Genomic DNA, 18,202 nt, shown 5'->3' on the forward strand with positions numbered 1-18,202 from the left:
GAGGGCACACCCACCATGACCAAACGCGAATGGCAATTGGCTATCCCCATCCTCATTGGCTTTGCACTGAGCCTGGCGGCCTATTTGCATGGCCAAAACATGGTCAAGCCGGATGACAACATCGCCGCGATGCGCGTCGTCCAGACGCCGCAGGGCGAGCGGGTGGCCGTCGTCGCCAACAACGCCCTGCATGTGCTCAATGCCCAGGGCAAGCGCCTGGCGCGCCAAGACTTGAAAACGCTGGGCCTGACCGAAAGCCCCAACGACATGGACTGGACGGTGGACGCCCAACAGCGCGTAGAGGCCTGGTTCTTTGACGATGCCTCCGAGCCGCGCGTGCTGCGCTGCGCCTGGAGCGAGGCACAGGCCCAGTTGGTGGACTGCCGCACCGCGATGTCGGGTTCGCAGCTCAAGTCCAACGCCCGCTCGCTGGCCGTGCACCTGGCGGTAGACCGCATCGGTGAGCGCGTCTTCATCGCCGATGCCAAGGGCGGCCATGTGCAGGTGTTTGACCTGAATGGCAAGTCCCTGGCCAGCACCGACTCCAACACCCTGCCTCTCTCTTTCCCCAACCGCTTGCGCTACCTGGGCGACAACACGCTGGCCGTGGCCGACAACGACCACCGCCGTTTGAGCTGGCTGCGCGTCACCCCCGGCCAGCCCATGCAACTGCTGCGCAGCCTCACGTCCGCCGAGCATGGCCAGGCCCGCAAGGGCCGCGGCAAGGTCACCGATGCGGCCTTCGGCCCCGATGGCACGGTGTGGATGCTGGCCGTCAAGCAGGGGCAGAAGGATGGCGACGTGCTGGTGTTTGACGCCCAGCAGCGCCCGGTGGCGAGGGCCGCACTGCAGGACGATGCCGACCCGCTCATCCTCGAAGCACTGGGCGACAACACGGCCCTGGCCGCCGACTACACCCTGGTCAAGCTGCACCACATCGACGCCCAAGGCCGCGATCTTGGTGAGTTTGGCGACGCCAGCCTGCGCGGCGAACTGCAGCCCCTGCAAGAGCTGGGCCGGACCAGCACGCTGTGGAAGACCGGCGCGCTGGTCGCCGGCGGCGCAGTCATCGCGCTGGGCTTGATCCTCGGCCTGCTCTTCGGCCAGAAGCCCAAGCGGCCCGGCCAATTCGACGGCGAAGACAAGGCAGCCCTGGCGACGCTCAGCCATGAGGGGGACACACTGCAGTTCCCCATGGTGCTGCAACAAACGCCCCGCTACCGGGCCGAGGTGCGCAAGCAAATGTGGGCCTTGGGTTTTGGGTTGCTGCTCTTCATCTTGGCGCTGACTGTCCTGCCCCGGCTGATGTCCGTGGATCTGGGGCTGGTCTTCCGGCAGGGAAAGCCCCCGCCCCTGCTTTTGCTCATTTTTGTCATCCCCCTGGTCAGCCTGTTTGTGGTCTGGCGAGACCTTCTGCGCCCCGGTGAACTGCGGGTCAGCCAGAACAAGCTGGCCTGGTTCCAGGGCGAGAAGATGGTGTGCGTGGCGCCACTGGTAGAGGCCTATGCATCGACCAATGCCCTGCTGTTGGGGCACAAGACCGTGCGGTTCCGCATGGGCGCCCTGCGCCACAAGCAGGGCACCCCCATGTTTGACATGGACTTGTTCAACCGCGCCGTGCTGGCCCGCCTGCCGGCGGACAACCTGGTCAACGACCAGGCGCTGGCCTGGCAGGCCGTCAAGAACCGCCCGCTGCTGTTCCGGGCGACGCTATTGGCGCTGCTGGCCATCCTGGTGCTGGTCAACCTCTACCCCCTCTTTCGCTAAGCCCGCGTCCTGCCATCCATGACGGCCCTGCAGTACTTGATCTTCGACGCCAGCGACGACGGCGAGGGCAATGGCACCTGGGAGGCCATGGCCAGCGTGCGCGCAGCACAGCGCTCCGCCCTGCAGGCCGAGGTGCAGCATGTACTGGACTGGGCAGAGGCCAACCGCCCCGGCCCGCGTGGCCCGCTGGACGAAGGTGGTGTGTGGGACGCAGACCTGCACACCCAGGCCGAGGACGGTGGCGAATGGACCACCGTGACACTGACCCTGATCGGCCCCTGGGACTGGGGCGAGGCCCTGCTGGCAGGGCTTACGACAGACACAACCTAACTAACGCACACCGCTCCTTAAAGCCGCACCGTAAAGCAAGTGCCTTTACCCGGCGTGCTGCTGGCGTGGATCGTGCCCCCGTGCAGATCAACGGAGTTTTTGACAATCGCCAGCCCCAGACCGGTGCCGGGAATATCGCCCACATTGCTGGCGCGGTGAAAGGTCGAAAACAAGTCCGCCATTTCCTCTGCGGGGATGCCAATGCCGTTGTCCTGCACCTGAAAGACCATGGCCTCGCCTTCGCGCCGGACCGAGAAGCGCACCTCCCCACCCGCCGGTGAGTACTTGAGCGCGTTGGACAACAGATTGTCGAAGATATGGCGCAACAGCTTTTCGTCAAAAACACCTTCACTGTCGGCGAAGTCAAACTCCGCCACCACCGTTCCCGTGTGCTGGGGTTGCTGCAGCTTGGCGTTGTCCACAATCGCCTGGCAAACAGTGCGCAAATGGATGCTGCCGGGACGGAATTCCAGCATGCCCGCTTCGGCCTTACCAATGTTCAATATTTTGTCCAGCATCTGCGTCATGCGTCGCACACCGGCTTCTATGCTGTCAATGATGCCGGCCTGCTCGTCCTCCGGTAAACGGGCGCCGTAGTACTTCAGGAGCTCGGCCGACGACAAAATAGTGGCCAGCGGTGTTCGGAATTCATGGCTGGTCATGGCCACGAAGCGTGAGCGCAACTCGTTGAGCTGCTGCTGGCGCACCAAGGCGTTGCGGGTGTCTTCCTCGGCCGCCAGAATCGGCGTGATGTCGATGAAGGAGGCCAGAAACTTCTGCGCTACCCCGCTAGCGTCGCGCACGGAGATGGCATCGCTGTGGACCCACACGGTGCCACCGTCTGCGCGCAGCAGCCTGAAGTCGGAGGGCTCCACTTGGCTGACCAGTTCTGTCCCGTCGGTGGGGTCGACTAGCGCCGCATAACGCGCTGCCACGTCCGCACGGTCCCGCGGGTCTATGAGTTGGGCTGCGCGCCATTGGCTGGTTTCCGTGTCGGGCGCGTAGCCCAGCATCGCTATCAGGCGTGCGGAGTAGACCGCTTTCTTGCTAAGCGCATCCCATTCATAGCTGCCCACATTGGAGCAGCGCACCAGCAGGTCCAGGCGGCGGCGCTGGTCTTCCTCGCGGGCCAGCAGATCGCTTTTGAGTTGGCTGGCGGCGTCGGACTCGTCGCGGGCCATGCGCAGCTTGCGCTCCGACCGCCCCAGCGCGCGCGAGCTGATCACCGCCACCGCCAGCATGAAGCCCCCCGCAACCAACAGAGTCAGGACCCCCAGCAGCAAGCTTTGGCGCCAGGACTGGCGCAGTGTCCCGGTCGGGTCCTGCAGGTCCACCCGCAACCCGGCAGCCGCCAGTGCTGGGGGGAGCACCACGGCCTGGTGCATGGTGGGGTCCTGCGGTAGTACGGAGCCGGGGGTGCCTGGTGCTACCAAATCGATGCTGACTTTGACGCCGGTTGCCATTTCGAGCTTGCTGTCGAACTGGTCTTCCAGCAGGGTGCCTATGACGACGAAGCCCGCCAGGCCATTGAGGTCTTCCACCCGTGCGCCGGTCAGCAGGTACAGGTGCTGGTTCAGCAGGGCGGCCGTGGCTTGCGGGGCCTGGTCCTTGGCCAGCGTGTCGAGCAGCCAGGCGCGCAGCCCATCCGGTTGGCCAAAGATTTCAGGTCGGTGGGATTGCACCGCAATGCGGCCGTCCGCACCGTAGATGTTGGCAAGCTGCACGTGGGGCAGCTTGAGCAGGGGGACACTGGTGTCCAGGAGTTTGTTGTGGTCGCTGAACTGCAGGCCCTCTACGATCAACTGGTTGCTACGCAACAGATGGGCAACCGCGAACGCCTCTTCCTGTGCTTTAGCCAAGACATCGGCCGCCTTCGTTTGGTGCTGTTGCTGCTGATCCCACTCCAGGGCGCTGTAGCGCAGGTTCTCTACCGTGACCCAGCCCACCACCGCCAGCACCCAGACCAGTAGCAGCAGCCCGTTGAGTATGCTCAGCGGACGGTTGAAGGTGCTCTTGGCAACGGCTTTCACCGAATCAGTTTAGCAGTCGACTGATACGGTCATAGGATTCGGGCGAGCGCACCACATAGCCTGCGGCCGAGAGGCCCTTGAGCTTGGCGGGGTCGATCTTGGTCAGGGTCTGCTGTATGGTGTGCCGGTCGGCCGCGCTGACCGACGGGTGCACCGCCACGCCCAGATTGGGTATGTGCTCTGAGCTGACCAGCACCTTGAACACATCGCCATGTTTGGCTATGGCCTGGTTCAGGTTGAAGTCCCAGGTGGCGGCGGCGTCTACGCTGCCGGCAACCAGCGCGTCCGTCACCCGAGGGTGCGAGCCTAGGAAGAAGCTTTGCGAGAAGTAGCTCTGCCAGTCCACACCCTTGTGGGCCAGCATATTCTTGGGCACGATGAAACCGCTGGTGGACTCACGCGCTACAAAGGCAAACTTCTTGCCTTTGAGGTCCTCCAACTTGTTGATATCGGTACGGCTCTTCAGCGTGAGGATGTAACCCTCGTAATAGTCATGCTTGGCGCTGCGGTCCGCATTCCAGCTCAGCTCGGTCAATATCATCGTGATGCCGGGGTTCTTTTGCCGAGCCAACAAATAGGGTACGGGGGAGATGGAGGCCAGATCGATCTTGCCGTCGGCCAGCAATTGGGTGATCTCCGCATAGTCGCGCGCGCCGACCAGCAAAATGCGCCGCCCCAATTTGGCCTGCAGTTCGTCCAGCAGGGGGCGGTAAAAGCCCTTGATGTCGTCCCCGCTGAGATCCTTTTGCCAGGGCGGCACACCAAATCGGTAGGGTGCAGGTTCAGCTGGGGGTGGTGCCCCAGCGGATTGCGCCGCTACCCAACCGGGAGCAAGCAGCAGCCCGAGCCAGAGCCCGCTCCAGCCCCACCCAACCCAACACCGTACAGCCTTGCCGAGCTCCGTCCACCACTGTCGCATCGCTTTACTCCCGAATCGGGCACATGGTAACCATTGCGCACGCGGCAAGGCAAGCGGTGCCGCAGGGGCCTGCACGGCTGGTGAGTCTCCGCAGAGACTGCGCGGGGATGCGGCGGCCAAGCACTTTCGGTAGACTGGCCCGACCATTATGAGGAGCACCGCTATGAGCAAAGCATTCGACGTCGTCGTGCATGGCGCCACCGGGTTCACCGGCCGCCTGGTCGTAGAGTATTTGATGGCCCGCTACCCCAACGGCGGCAACGACGCCGGCCTGCGCTGGGCCATGGGCGGGCGCAGTGCGCAAAAGCTGGCGGCCGTGCGCGATGAGATCGGCGCCCCGGCCGACACACCCCTGGTCGTCACGGAGGGCACAGACCCGGCCAGCCTCAAGGCCCTGACCGACCGCACCCGCCTGGTGCTGACCACGGTCGGCCCCTACCAGTTGTACGGCAATGAACTGGTGGCAGCCTGCGCCGCCTCGGGCACCGACTATGTGGACCTGTGCGGCGAGCCGGTCTGGATGCGCAAGATGATCGACGCCCACGAAGCAGCCGCCAAGGCCAGCGGCGCGCGCATCGTGTTCTCCTGCGGCTTTGACTCCATCCCGTTCGACCTGGGTGTGCTGATGCTGCAAAACGAGATGAAGGCCAAGTTTGGCACCAGTGCCAACCGCGTGCGCGGGCGGGTGCGCAAGCTCAAGGGCACCTTCTCCGGCGGCACGGCGGCCAGCCTGAAAGAAACCATGGTCTCCGCCAAGCAGAACCCGGCCGAGATGGCCCTGCTGCGCAACGCCTTTTCATTGACGCCGGGCTTTGAAGGCCCGCCCCAGCCCTTTGGCAACAAGCCGCTGTTTGACGAGGCCATTGGCGCTTGGGTCGGCCCCTTTGTGATGGCCGCCATCAACACCCGCAACGTGCACCGCTCCAACTTCTTGCTGGGCCACCCCTACGGCGCCGATTTTGTCTACGACGAGATGACCGTCACCGGCACCGGCGAAAAGGGCGAGGCCCGCGCCAATGCGCTGGCCAATGACAAGTCCATGCATTCCGACGACGGCCCCAAGCCGGGCGAAGGCCCGTCCAAGGCCGAGCGCGATGCGGGCCACTACGACGCGCTATTCCTGGGCCAGGACGCCGCGGGCCACACGGTGCGCGTGGGTGTGACCGGCGACCGGGACCCCGGCTATGGCTCCACGTCCAAGATGATTGCCGAGTCGGCGGTGTGCCTACTCAAGGACGCCACCGACACCAAGGGCGGCATCTGGACTCCCGCGTCGGCCATGGGTACCCGGCTCATCACACGCCTGAAGGCGAACGCAGGGTTGACATTTGCGGTTGAGGAATAGCCGGAAACTCCTAAATTAGGAGCAACAAAGGCATATTCGACGAGGGCTTTCGGCCAGTTTTACTAAAAATCTGCTGCGGGCCCCTTCAATAACCCCGTTTTGGGGTATTTGAGTGCTCCGGGCCCTCGTCAGTCCAGCGTCTGCCGGTACCGCTTCAGCGCCACCACGCTGACCACGGTCATGAACAGCAGCATGGGCCACAGCTCGCCCAGCAGTTGCGGGGCCGCATTGCCCTTGAGCAGAATGCCGCGCACGATGCGCAAGAAGTGCGTCAGTGGCAACACCTCGCCAATCGTCTGCGCCCACTCGGGCATGGCGCGGAACGGGAACATGAAGCCCGACAGCAGCATGGACGGCAGAAAGAAAAAGAACGTCATCTGCATGGCCTGCAGCTGGTTGCGCGCGATGGTCGAGAAGGTAAACCCAACGGCCAGGTTGGCAATGATGAAGACACCGATCATGGCCATCAGCAGCACAAAGCTGCCCTCCATCGGCACCTGGAACAGCGCAAACGCCGCGCCCAGAATCACGCCCAGTTGGATATAGCCGATCACCACATAGGGCAGTATCTTGCCCACCATGACCTCACTGGGGCGAACCGGTGTGGCCAGCAGGTTTTCCATCGTGCCGCGCTCGCGTTCGCGGGTCATGGCCAGGCTGGTCAGCATCACCATGGTCATGGTGAGGATGGTGCCGATCAGACCCGGCACGATGTTGTAGCGCGACAGGCCCTCGGGGTTGTAGCGGCGGTGGATGCGCACCTCGTATGGCGCGGGCGCCGCCTGCAAGCCGCGCAGCGGGCCCTGCTGCACATCGTGGCGCAGGGCCAGGCTGGCCACGGCATTCAGCGCGGCAATGGCGTTGCCCGAAGCCGAAGGATCGGTCGCGTCCACCGACACCAAGAGCGCCGGGTGCTCGCCGCGCACCACGCGTTTGCTGAAGTCCGGCGGAATGACGATCAGGAACTGCACCTTGCCGGTTTCGACCAGGGCCTCGGCTTCGGTCTCGCTGGTGCCCGTGCTGTCGATGCGGAAGTAACCGGTGTTTTGCAGGGCCGCGACGATGCTGCGCGACAGCGGGCCGCTGTCGGTGCTGACGATGGCCGTGGGCAGGCCCTTGGGGTCGGTGTTGATGGCATAGCCAAACAAGACAAGCTGCAGAATCGGCACGCCCACCGCCATCGCAAAGGTCAGGCGGTCGCGCAGCATCTGCTGGAATTCTTTGATGAAGACGGCCCCCATGCGGGCCAGGCTGAAGCGGCGGTGGGTGGTCATAGGTTTACCCGCCGCTTCACGCAAAGTTGTCCTGGGCCTGGCTGACCAGGCGCACAAAGGCGTCTTCCAGGTCCTTGGCGCCGCAGGTGGCCACGATGTCCTGCGCCGTGCCCTTGGCCAGCACCTTGCCATAGGCAATGTAGACCAGTTCGTGGCAGCGCTCGGCCTCGTCCATGTAGTGGGTGGAGACCAGCACCGTCATACCGCCATCGGCCAGGCGGTGGATCTGGTCCCAGAAATCGCGCCGCGCCTTGGGGTCCACACCGGCCGTGGGTTCGTCCAGCAGCAAGAGGCGCGGTTCATGGATCATGCAGGCGGCCAGTGCCAAGCGCTGCTTCCACCCGCCAGAGAGCGACCCGGCCAACTGCTTTTGGCGCGTGGCCAGGCCCAGTTGATTCAGCGCGTCGTCCACGGCCTGCTTGCGGTTGGGCATCTCGAACAGCCGGGCAATGAAGTCCAGGTTTTCGCGGATGGAGAGGTCGTCGTACAGGCCAAACTTCTGCGTCATGTAGCCGACCTGGCGCTTGATGGTGGCGGCGTCTTTGATGATGTCCAGCCCCAGGCAGGTGCCGCTGCCGGCGTCGGGCGTCAGCAGGCCGCACAGCATGCGGATGCTGGTGGTCTTGCCGCTACCGTTGGGGCCGAGGAATCCGCAAATGCGGCCGGTGCCAACCTGGATGTCCACGTTGTCCACCACCGCCCGGTCGCCGTAATGTTTGCTGAGGCCCTTGACGTCAATGGCCAGTGTGGCGCTGCTGTTGTCGCTCACGGCTGCTTCCCGGCATTGGACGGTGTGTTGGAGGGCCGCACATCCAGTGGCTGGCCCGGCCGCAAACGCGCCGCATCCGCGGCATTCGCTTTGGCCTCGACCATGAACACCAGCTTGGCACGCTGGGCGTTGGAGTAGATGACGGGCGGCGTGTATTCGGGTTGCGTGGCGATGCGGCTGATACGCGCTGCAATGGGGGCACCGCAGCCGTCGCACAGCAATTGCACGACCTGGCCGACCGCCAGGCTGGTGATTTGCGCCTCGGGCACAAAGAAGCGGGCCTTCAAATTTTCGGGCGGCAGCAGCGACACCACGGGCTGGCCGGCGGGCACCAGTTCACCGGCGCGGAAGAATGTTTCGGCGACCACCGCGGTAGTCGGCGCAGCTTGCTGCTTCTGCGCGGTGCGCCATTGGGTCTGCTGCAGTGACGCCGCGGCCGCCGTGGCGCTGGCCTGCGCGGCACTGCGCTCGTCCACGCGGGCAGGCAGCTTGGCCACCTGCAGGGCTGCGCCCAGCTCGGCCACGCGGGCCTGGGCCTGGTTCATTGCGGTGGTGGCGTCTTCGACCCGGGCCTTGGCGACAAAGCCCTGGGTCAGCAGTTGCTGCTGGCGCGCCAGCTCGTTGCGCGCCAGCGTGGCCGCCGCCTGGGCCTGGCTGTACTGGGCCTGGGTGACGGCGACCTCTTCGGCGCGGCGCCCCTTGTCGGTATTGGCGGCCTGGGCGCGGGCGCTGTCCGCACGGGCCGTGGCCTCGGCCTGGGCCGCGCGTTCGGATTCGCTGTCCAGCGTGAACAGCGGCGCGCCCTTGGCCACGCTTTGGCCCGGCTGCACGGCCAGGGACTCCAGCTTGCCGGCCAATGGTGCCGACACATAGACATAGTCGCCCTCGGCATAGCCGGACCAGCCGGTGGCGGGCTTGTCGCTGCAGGCACTGACGGCCAGCAACAGGACCGCGATGGCCGATGGCAGCCGCCAGCGCCGCACAGATTGGAAAAAGGCTTTAGCCATGGGGTGCGTCCTTTGCGGATGGTGTTTGTGCGTTGTTGTCGGGTACCGGCCGGTGCGTCAGCGCCCACAGCGCATGGTCCACGCGCTGGGCGATGCCGGCGTCGCTGAGCACATCGTTCTGGATGCCGGCCGCCAGCAAGGGCGGCACGATGCCCAATTGCATGGCGCGCGGCGCGATCACCATGGGCGCGACAACGGCGCCCATCAGAAAGGTGACCCGCTGCATCGGCTGCATGGGCGCCACCAGGCTGCCCTCTTGCACCGCCTGTTCCAGCAGCCCCATCAGCAGGGCCACATGGCGCGTGCCGTTGGCTTGCAGAAAGGCCATGGCCACCGCCTCGCCATGCGAGGCATCGGCCAGCACCCGGCCCAGCCAGTCGCCGTGCTCGCGCATCAGCCGCCCCAGCCGGCACAGGGCCTGGCGCAGGCGCTGCAGCGTGCTGCCGTCCATGCTGGCCTCTTGCTGCAACTGCTGAAACAGGTCTTCGTACAGGCGGTTCAGCAGCTCGCGCAGGAAGTTGTCCTTGCTCTGGAAGTGGTAGTGGAACATGCCCACATTGACCCCGGCGTGTTCGGCCAGCAGGCGCAGCGACAGGCCCGCGCAGCCGTGCTGCGGGTACAGCACGCGGCCGCTTTGCAGCAGGACCTGGTCGATATTGCGGGAGGGGCGGGGCATAGGGTGGCGAGGGCTCAGTGATTACTAGTCAAATGACTAGTAATGCGCAGTTTGCGGGCATTGGTGGCGTTTGTCAAGCGGCGGTGGGGAGGGTGTTGGCCGAAGCGCGCCGCGGACCGGGCGTGCTGGCTGGGGGCATGGGCGCGAGGAACGCTCCCAAGTCAGGAGCGCTACATGCCCATTTGACGAGGGCTAGTGCCCGATTTGTCTTAAGCCATCTGCACCGGAATGGTGGAGCGCTCTTCCTTGATGCGGTTGTCGGGGTTCACAAACACCAGCTTGGGCGCGTGACCCTGGACTTGGTCCTCATGCACCTGGGCAAACGAGGCGATGATGACCAGGTCGCCCACCGCAGCACGGCGCGCCGCCGAACCGTTGACCGAGATGATGCGGCTGCCCCGCTCGGCGCGGATGGCGTAGGTGATGAAACGCTCGCCGTTGTTGATGTTCCAGATGTGGACCTGCTCGTTTTCGGCGATGTTGGAGGCATCCAGCAAGTCCTCGTCGATGGCGCAGGAGCCTTCGTAGTTGAGTTCGCAGTGCGTGACGGCTGCGCGGTGGATCTTGGATTTGAGCAGGGTTCTGAACATGGGGCTATTGGCAGGTTGAAAGGTGAGCCTGTGGCCAGATGTGTACCATCTGAGGCCACTCTGAACGACGCCGCGTAGTGTATGGCACCGCATGGCGCGCTTTTTGACCCCATTACCTATGCAAAAGTCATTTGATTTCTCTGCCCCAGCGCTGGAAAAGCTGGCCCAGTCCGACGTGGCGCGTGCCCTGGCCGAAGACGTGGGCGATGGCGACCTGACCGCCGGCCTGATCGACCCCACGCGCCGCGCCCGCGCCCGGGTGTTGGCCCGCGAGAGCGCCGTGGTCTGCGGCCAGGCCTGGGTGCAGGCGGCCATCCTGGCCCAGGACCCCAAGGCCCAGATCACCTGGTATGTGCAAGATGGCGGCCGCTGCGAGGCCAACCAGGTGGTGTTTGAAGTGGAAGGCCAGGCCCAGGCCCTGCTGACGGCCGAGCGCACGGCACTCAACTTTTTGCAACTGCTCAGCGCCGTGGCCACCAAGACTGCTCGCTATGTGGCCGCGGTGGCCGGCACCCGCGCTGCGATTGTGGACACCCGCAAGACCCTGCCCGGCCTGCGCCTGGCACAGAAATATGCCGTGCGCTGCGGTGGCGGCACCAACCACCGCGTAGGCCTGTACGACGCGGTGCTGATCAAAGAGAACCACATCGCCGCAGCCGGCGGCATTCCCCAGGTGCTGGCACAGGCCGACAAGGTCGCGGCCGAGGCCGGCTTTGTCGAGATCGAAGTGGAAACCCTGGAGCAGCTGCGCCAAGCGCTGGACGCCGGTGCCCGCATGGTGCTGCTGGACAACATGGGCCTGCCCACCTTGCATGAGGCGGTGCGCATCAACGTCGGTCGGGCGATCCTCGAAATTTCGGGCGGCGTCACGCTGGAAGGCCTGCGCGCGCTGGCCGAAACGGGCGTGGACCGCATCTCCATCGGCACGCTTACCAAAGACGTGCAGGCCACGGATTATTCGATGCGCTTTGACACCTTCGCGGGAGCCTAACGATGCAAACCGCAACCATCACCATTGACTACGAGCAACCCGACACCCACACCGGCGGCGTCTGCAGCACACGCCACGCCTGGGCCCGCGTGCCCGTAGAGCCCACGCAGACCGAACGCGCCGCGCTGAAGGACAAAGTGCGCCGGCTGCTGAAGGAAAAAAACGCGGTCATGGTGTCCCACTACTACGTGCACCCCGACCTGCAGGACCTGGCCGAAGAGACCGGCGGCATCGTCAGCGATTCGCTGGAGATGGCCCGTTTTGGCCGCGACCATGCGGCGCAAACACTGGTGGTGTCCGGCGTGCGCTTCATGGGTGAGACGGCCAAGATCTTGTCGCCCGAAAAGAAGGTGCTGATGCCGGATCTGGACGCCACCTGTTCGCTGGACCTGGGCTGCCCCGTCGACGAGTTCTCCGCATTTTGTGATGCGCACCCGGACCGCACGGTGGTGGTCTACGCCAACACCAGCGCGGCGGTCAAGGCACGGTCCGACTGGCTCGTGACATCGAGCTGTGCGCTGGACATCGTGCGCGCGCTCAAGGACCAGGGCCAAAAAATTCTGTGGGCGCCCGACCGCCACCTGGGCGGCTATATCCAGCGCGAGACCGGTGCCGACATGGTGTTCTGGAACGGCGCCTGCATCGTGCACGACGAATTCAAGGCCTTTGAACTGGAAGCGCTGAAAAAGGACCACCCCAAGGCCAAGGTGCTGGTGCACCCCGAATCGCCCGCGGATGTGGTGGCTCTGGCCGACGCCGTGGGCTCCACCAGCGCCATTCTGAAGGCTGCGCGCGAGATGGATGCCGGCGAATTCATCGTCGCCACCGACAACGGCATGATGCACAAGCTGCGCACGCTGAACCCCGGCAAGGTTTTTTACGAGGCCCCCACCGCCGGCAACAGCGCCACCTGCAAGAGCTGCGCCCACTGCCCCTGGATGGCGATGAACGGCCTGGCCGGCCTGGCCCATGTGCTGGAACACGGCACCAATGAAATCCATGTGGACCCCGCACTGGGCCTGCTGGCGCGCCGGCCTATAGACCGCATGCTGGCGTTCACCGCCGCACTGAAGGCCGGGCAACCGACGAGCCATTTGGTGCCGCATCTGGGTGCGGCTTAAAAGCTGACGTTTTGGACAGGGTCTGGTGTAACCAGGCCGTATCCCAGGCAGGTTTTAGTTGCTCCATCGCAACGTTTTCACCACCTGCGCCTAGGTGAATACGCGTATCAGGGAAAGTCTCAATAAGCCCCCAAACTGCCTAGTACAAACCACTACGCAGCAGCAAAAGATCCAATGAAATCAGGCCACTAGCGCGATTGGTAACGCCTATGTAATCGGGCCGTCGATAGCAGACAGCCCGGTACCCGCCGACCCGGGGAGCCTGAGACCCAGATTCGCGCACAAAATTCCCCTCCTCGATGTAAACGTCTTGTAAAGCCACCGCTTTGACTTTGTGCCGCTGTGCGGGCGAACACGCTACACAACGAGCCCAAGCGTTTGCCAATTAAAACCATTAATTGTCTTAGGAGCACTCGCGATATGTTGAAACCTACGAAGTTGAGCATCGGCCTGGCCATTGCCTTTGGTGGCATGGCGCTGGCGCCGCAGTGGGCATCGGCTCAAGAAAAATCCACGTTGGAACGCGTGACGGTTACCGGCTCCAATATCAAGCGGGCCGACAAGGAAGGCACCTCTCCCATAGAAACCATCAGCGCGAGGGACATACGCGACAGTGGTGCGAAGACGGTTTTGGATCTGATGAAGCAGATTCCGTCCATGGGCACCGACGGCTACAGCGACACGGCCTCGCAGAACGGTTTTTCCAAGGGCGTCGCCACGGCTTCCCTGCGCTCCCTGGGCGCAACATCCACACTCATCTTGCTCAACGGCCGCCGCCTGACCCCGTCCGCCTATGCCAACCCCAACAATGGCCAGTCAACGCTGTACGACCTGAACTCGATCCCCATCTCCGCACTGGAGCGCATCGATATTTTCAAAGACGGGGCTTCTGCCGTGTATGGCTCCGACGCCATTGGCGGCGTGATCAACTTCATCACCAAGTCCGACTACCAGGGCTTCGAGATCGCAGCGCGGGCCGGTGCCAACGATGACGGCAAGTTCGGCCGACGCGGCGCCAGCCTGACGGCCGGTGCGGGTGACTTCCAGGCCGATGGATACAACTTCCTGCTGACGGCCGACATCACCAAACGCGATGCCACGTCGATCCGCGAAGGCTCCAACGACATTGCGGCCGCCGACTATGCGGCCATCAACTTCCGTCTGAATCCCTATAACAGCAACATCTCCAACCAGCCATTCTTCTACCGCGAGCGAACCCCCGGCAGCTTGGCATTTGTGACGGGTGCAACGGTTGTCAACCGGACCAACTGCGACCCCTCGCGCCTGATCACTGGCGGCCCCCAGCACAACATCACCAGCGGCACGCTGTTCGGCCGCACCTTTTGCAACTACGACACCGACCAGTTCGCCGACGCCCAAAGCAAGGGCGACGACCTGAACCTGCTGGGCCGTGGAACTTTGCGCATCAATGGCGACATGTCTGCGTTTGTAGAAGCCGGCTACACCAGTTCGCAACGCACCTACCGTGGCGCTTCGCGCAGCATCAACGGCCAGGGCGGTCCGGTGACCAACTTCCTGGCCGGCGGCCTGGCCGAACCCTTCCAAGCGGTTTTGCCGGTTGGGCATCCTGACAATCCATTTCCCGATGTCCGCGCGGCGCTGGTCTACCGCTTCGAAAACATCCCCTTCAGCACAGATTTGACCAACAAGCAAGCGCGCTTGCTGACAGGCTTGAAAGGTACGTCAGGGGCCTGGGATTGGGAAACCGCCGTGCTGTGGAACCGCACCGACCGCGATGAGGTGAACTACGGCTTCATCTACCTGCCCACGCTGCGCAAACTGCTCACCGGAACACCGATTGCGACCATCGCGGCCGACCCCACCATCACACGGCCCCTGTTCAACAAGGGCATTGGTGAAATCCTGCAATACGATGCCAAGGTCAGCACGGAATTCGGCAGCATGGCCGGCGGTCCCATCGGCTTTGCGGCTGGCATCGAACTCCGCCGCGAAAGCCTCAAAATTGACCCGGACCCATCCAACGCAAATGGTGAGATTCTGGGCTTGTCCACGACCCAGATCGATGGCAGCCGCGACGTCAAGTCTGCATTTTTCGAATTCAGGACACCGTTCCAGAAGAATTTCGAAATGGATTTCGCAGGCCGGTTTGATGCCTACCCCGGCATAGCGACCAACTTCGTACCCAAAGTCGGAGCCAAGTGGACCGCAACCGAGGGCCTGGCGCTACGTGGCTCCTTTGCCAAAGGCTTCCGCGCTCCGGCCGTGTCGCAAGTCACGCCCGGTGGTGCCCAGTTCTTCCTGAACAACACCGTCGACCCCATCCGCTGCCCCAATGGATCGACCCCAGCACCCGGTGCCGACAACATCGACTGCAGCAAGAGCATTTCGGGTGTGGGCGGTGCAAATCCCAACCTCACCCCCGAAACATCCAAGAGTTTCTCGCTGGGCATGATCTACTCGCCAACCAGCAGCCTGGATGTGCTGGTTGATTGGTACAAGATCCGCAAGGAAGGCGAAGTGGCCCTGGTCTCCGGAACCACCGTGCTGGAACACCCCGAGCGCTTCCCGGTCGGCTCCGTCATACGCGACACCAACCCCGCCAACCTGCTGCGAGACGGCAATGGCAACCCCATCCCCGGGTCTGGTCCGCTGCTGGGCGTAGCGACACCCTGGGTCAACCAGGGCAGCACCGAGGTATCGGGTGTCGATCTGGAGTTCAAGCTGCGCAACAACCTGGGCGAACTGGGCAAGATGACGTCGTCCATGAAGGTGGCCTACATCCTGTCGTACAAGCGCGCAGAGGCCCCTGGTGATACCGAGACCAATGTCGTGGGTACCGCTGGCGGCCTATCCGATTGGGCCACATCCACCGGCCCCATTCCCCGCGTACGGCTGGAATTCAATTCGGCGCTGACCAATGGCCCCCACACCTTCACCGGCGCCCTGCACTACGTCAGCCAGATCGACCAAAACCGCTACACCGATGGCGCTACCGTCTACACCACGCCAGCCTGCCATTGGGGTGGACCGGCCAACGGTGTTCCCTCGCGCACGGTGCTGGGCACGTCGCCAAACGGCTACATCGACCGGTTCCCCGATTGCACGGTTCCCAGCTGGACCACCGTGGACCTGGGCTACTACTACACCGGCATCAAGAACTTGACGATGGGCTTGCATGTGGCCAATGTGTTCGACACCAAGGCCCCCTACTACCCCGCCGCCAACACCAGCACAACCACCACGCTGGATGGCTACAACTCGTCGCTGCACAACCCCTACGGCCGGTACTTCACGCTGACGGCAAGCTACGTCTTCAAGTAATGTGAGCCAGCAGGCGCTGTTGCAGCGTGATCCGCTGCAACAGCGCTTTTTTTATGATTCGAATCGACTTGTACAGACCATGACATACCCGACCCACCGAATTTGGAACATCCTGGGAGCTTGGCTTTTGGCGGCATTTGCGCCTGCAGCGCTGGCACAGACCGCAACCCCTCCCAGCATCGCAAGCTTTTTTGCCAAGCCGAATTTTTCATCGGCAGAGCTGTCTCCATCGGGCAAATACCTATCGGTCATCATTCTGGGTAAAAACGGGCGCCAGTTTTTGGGTGTTGTGGAAACAGCCAACACGGCAAAGATCCAGGTGGTTTCCAAATCGGACTCCGTGGACATGCTGGATGCCCACTGGATCAACGATGAACGCCTGTATTTCTCCATTGGCGACACACAGGATTCCGACGACAACCGCAATGGCGAGGTGTACGCCATCAACCGCGACGGCAGCGACCAGGTGCAGATCATCACGTCGCGGGACGCCAGCAATGGCCGCAAGCGCTCACCGCTGCGGGGTGACTACCGCGTCCATGGATCGCTGGACGACGGCAGCGAAGACCTGCTCGTGGGCAAGCTGAGCCTGAGCGCAACCGATGGCTCCGCCAAAAGTGAGCGCCTCTACCGCATCAACAGCAAGACCCTGGAGCTGACAGACGTGCTCGGTGACTTGCAGCCGCGAGAAGTGACCGGCTGGGTGTTAGACAAGGACAACCAGCCACGCTTTGGTTTCTCTCAGAGCAAGGGGCGCTCTATCGTTCACTACCGCGAACCTGGGTCCAGGGACTGGATCGAGCTGAGCAACTTCGATGTTTTGGATGCAAATGGCTACAGCCCCAAGTTCATCGACGGGGCCGGACAGGTGTATGCGCAGAAGAACAACGCCCAAGGCTTCAACGCACTCTACTTGTTTGACCCGAAGACACGCAAGCTGGCAGATGCACCCCTCTTCCAGACAACCGGGTTCGACGCCAATGCCAACCCCATCTTTGAATACAAGACCCGCAGACTGCTGGGTTTGCGATACGAAAGCGATGCGCCGGGAACGCAGTGGTTTGGTGCAGAACAGCAGGCCGCCCAGAAGGCAGTAGACGACAAGCTGCCGGGCATGGTGAACCGCATTGCCTGCCGCACCCCGACCGTGTGCCTGGTCTTGTCCTTTTCGGACCAGGACCCGGGCCGCTACTTTCTGTTCAAACCCCAGCAGAATGATTGGATCGCTATCGGACCGCGGCATGTGGACATCGACCCTTCCCAACAGGGGCGCCGGGACTTCCACCGCTACCCCGCTCGAGATGGAATGGAAATTCCGGTGTATGTGACGCGTCCAGCGATCAAGGCAAAAGGACGCAGCCCTGCCGTGGTGCTGGTGCACGGCGGCCCCACGGTGCGCGGAGCCCACTGGGCATGGAGCAACCAGGCGCAATTCCTTGCCTCGCGTGGTTATGTCGTTATTGAGCCAGACTTCCGGGGCAGCACCGGTTACGGTGACAAGCACATGCGGGCAGGCTGGAAGCAATGGGGACTGAGCATGCAGGATGACTTGGCCGACGCCGCCAACTGGGCAGTGGCGCAGGGCTGGGTGGACAAAGACCGCATCGCCATCGCAGGGGCCAGTTACGGCGGCTATGCCACGTTGATGGGGCTTATCAAACACCCGGACATCTTTCGCTGTGGCATCAACTGGGTGGGCGTCAGCGACATCGAATTGCTGTACTCGGTCACGTGGAGCGATGCCTCCGAGGCAGGGCTGCGTTATGGCATGCCCACCATGGTGGGAGACCCCGTCAAGGATGCGGTCCAATTACGCGAAACCTCACCCCTGGTCCAGGCGCAGCGATTGAGCAGCCCCTTGCTCATGGCCTACGGCATCAAGGACGTTCGCGTGCCGCTGGTGCATGGAACCAAGTTCCGCGACGCGGTGACGCAGCACAACCCCCATGTCGAATGGGTCACCTACAAGGAAGAGGGCCACGGCTGGCGCATGGAGAAAAACAACATCGACTTCTGGGGCCGGGTGGAACGCTTTTTGGAGAAGAATCTGGCGCCCAAGAGCACGCTCTAGCGATAGTGC

General features: G+C 63.4%; 13 protein-coding genes and 1 pseudogene. 7 read left to right on the forward strand and 7 right to left on the reverse strand.

Annotated features, from left to right (window positions below; all coding sequences use genetic code 11):
* The first annotated feature begins 15 nt into the window (after positions 1 to 15).
* Positions 16 to 1,767 carry an NHL repeat-containing protein gene (locus tag AC07OO_RS08280; protein WP_495081569.1) on the forward strand — a complete coding sequence of 584 codons (1,752 nt, stop codon included), beginning with the start codon at positions 16 to 18 and terminating at the stop codon, positions 1,765 to 1,767.
* 18 nt (positions 1,768 to 1,785) lie between these two features.
* On the forward strand, positions 1,786 to 2,097 hold the full coding sequence (locus tag AC07OO_RS08285; protein ID WP_495081570.1) for a hypothetical protein: 312 nt from the start codon (positions 1,786 to 1,788) through the stop codon (positions 2,095 to 2,097).
* Between the two features lie 17 nt (positions 2,098 to 2,114).
* Here the strand turns inward: AC07OO_RS08285 and AC07OO_RS08290 are convergent, their stop codons facing one another.
* Together AC07OO_RS08290 and AC07OO_RS08295 are read right to left on the reverse strand one after the other, a co-directional pair.
* Complete coding sequence (locus AC07OO_RS08290) at positions 2,115 to 4,127, reverse strand: PAS domain-containing sensor histidine kinase (RefSeq protein WP_495081571.1); 2,013 nt, start codon at positions 4,125 to 4,127, stop codon at positions 2,115 to 2,117.
* 4 nt (positions 4,128 to 4,131) lie between these two features.
* Positions 4,132 to 4,887 (reverse strand): phosphate/phosphite/phosphonate ABC transporter substrate-binding protein, encoded by a 756-nt coding sequence (locus tag AC07OO_RS08295; RefSeq protein WP_495081572.1) that lies wholly within the window; start codon positions 4,885 to 4,887, stop codon positions 4,132 to 4,134.
* Between the two features lie 322 nt (positions 4,888 to 5,209).
* Between AC07OO_RS08295 and AC07OO_RS08300 the strand changes: the two genes are divergently transcribed.
* Positions 5,210 to 6,391 (forward strand): saccharopine dehydrogenase family protein, encoded by a 1,182-nt coding sequence (locus AC07OO_RS08300; RefSeq protein WP_495081573.1) that lies wholly within the window; start codon positions 5,210 to 5,212, stop codon positions 6,389 to 6,391.
* Between the two features lie 128 nt (positions 6,392 to 6,519).
* Here AC07OO_RS08300 and AC07OO_RS08305 read toward each other — a convergent pair whose 3' ends face one another.
* From AC07OO_RS08305 to panD, 5 genes and pseudogenes are all read right to left on the reverse strand, one after another.
* Positions 6,520 to 7,665: an ABC transporter permease gene (locus AC07OO_RS08305; protein WP_495081574.1), complete on the reverse strand. Its 1,146-nt coding sequence runs from the start codon at positions 7,663 to 7,665 to the stop codon at positions 6,520 to 6,522.
* Between the two features lie 85 nt (positions 7,666 to 7,750).
* A pseudogene (locus AC07OO_RS08310) lies at positions 7,751 to 8,434 on the reverse strand (ABC transporter ATP-binding protein); the annotation flags it as partial.
* Complete coding sequence (locus AC07OO_RS08315; protein ID WP_495081575.1) at positions 8,431 to 9,441, reverse strand: HlyD family secretion protein; 1,011 nt, start codon at positions 9,439 to 9,441, stop codon at positions 8,431 to 8,433. The pseudogene AC07OO_RS08310 and the gene AC07OO_RS08315, both read right to left, overlap by 4 nt.
* Positions 9,434 to 10,117: a TetR/AcrR family transcriptional regulator gene (locus AC07OO_RS08320; RefSeq protein WP_495081576.1), complete on the reverse strand. Its 684-nt coding sequence runs from the start codon at positions 10,115 to 10,117 to the stop codon at positions 9,434 to 9,436. Before AC07OO_RS08320 ends, AC07OO_RS08315 begins: the two co-directional genes overlap by 8 nt.
* 209 nt (positions 10,118 to 10,326) lie before the next feature.
* The gene (gene panD / locus AC07OO_RS08325) at positions 10,327 to 10,707 is read right to left on the reverse strand and encodes an aspartate 1-decarboxylase (RefSeq protein WP_495081577.1); all 381 of its coding nucleotides are present in this window, start codon (positions 10,705 to 10,707) and stop codon (positions 10,327 to 10,329) included.
* A 118-nt stretch (positions 10,708 to 10,825) separates the two neighbouring features.
* On the opposite strand from panD, the gene nadC reads away from it, so the two are divergent.
* From nadC to AC07OO_RS08345, 4 genes are all read left to right on the forward strand, one after another.
* Positions 10,826 to 11,698 (forward strand): carboxylating nicotinate-nucleotide diphosphorylase, encoded by an 873-nt coding sequence (gene nadC / locus AC07OO_RS08330; protein ID WP_495081578.1) that lies wholly within the window; start codon positions 10,826 to 10,828, stop codon positions 11,696 to 11,698.
* A 2-nt stretch (positions 11,699 to 11,700) separates the two neighbouring features.
* The gene (gene nadA / locus AC07OO_RS08335) at positions 11,701 to 12,819 is read left to right on the forward strand and encodes a quinolinate synthase NadA (RefSeq protein WP_495081579.1); all 1,119 of its coding nucleotides are present in this window, start codon (positions 11,701 to 11,703) and stop codon (positions 12,817 to 12,819) included.
* Positions 12,820 to 13,239: 420 nt separating this feature from the next.
* Entirely contained in the window at positions 13,240 to 16,122 is a 2,883-nt protein-coding gene (locus AC07OO_RS08340) for a TonB-dependent receptor domain-containing protein (protein WP_495081580.1), read from the forward strand.
* A gap of 79 nt (positions 16,123 to 16,201) precedes the next feature.
* Positions 16,202 to 18,193, forward strand: coding sequence for an alpha/beta hydrolase family protein (locus AC07OO_RS08345; protein WP_495081581.1), 1,992 nt, complete (start codon positions 16,202 to 16,204; stop codon positions 18,191 to 18,193).
* Positions 18,194 to 18,202 lie beyond the last annotated feature (9 nt).

The organism is Rhodoferax sp. GW821-FHT07G04 (genome assembly GCF_059418585.1).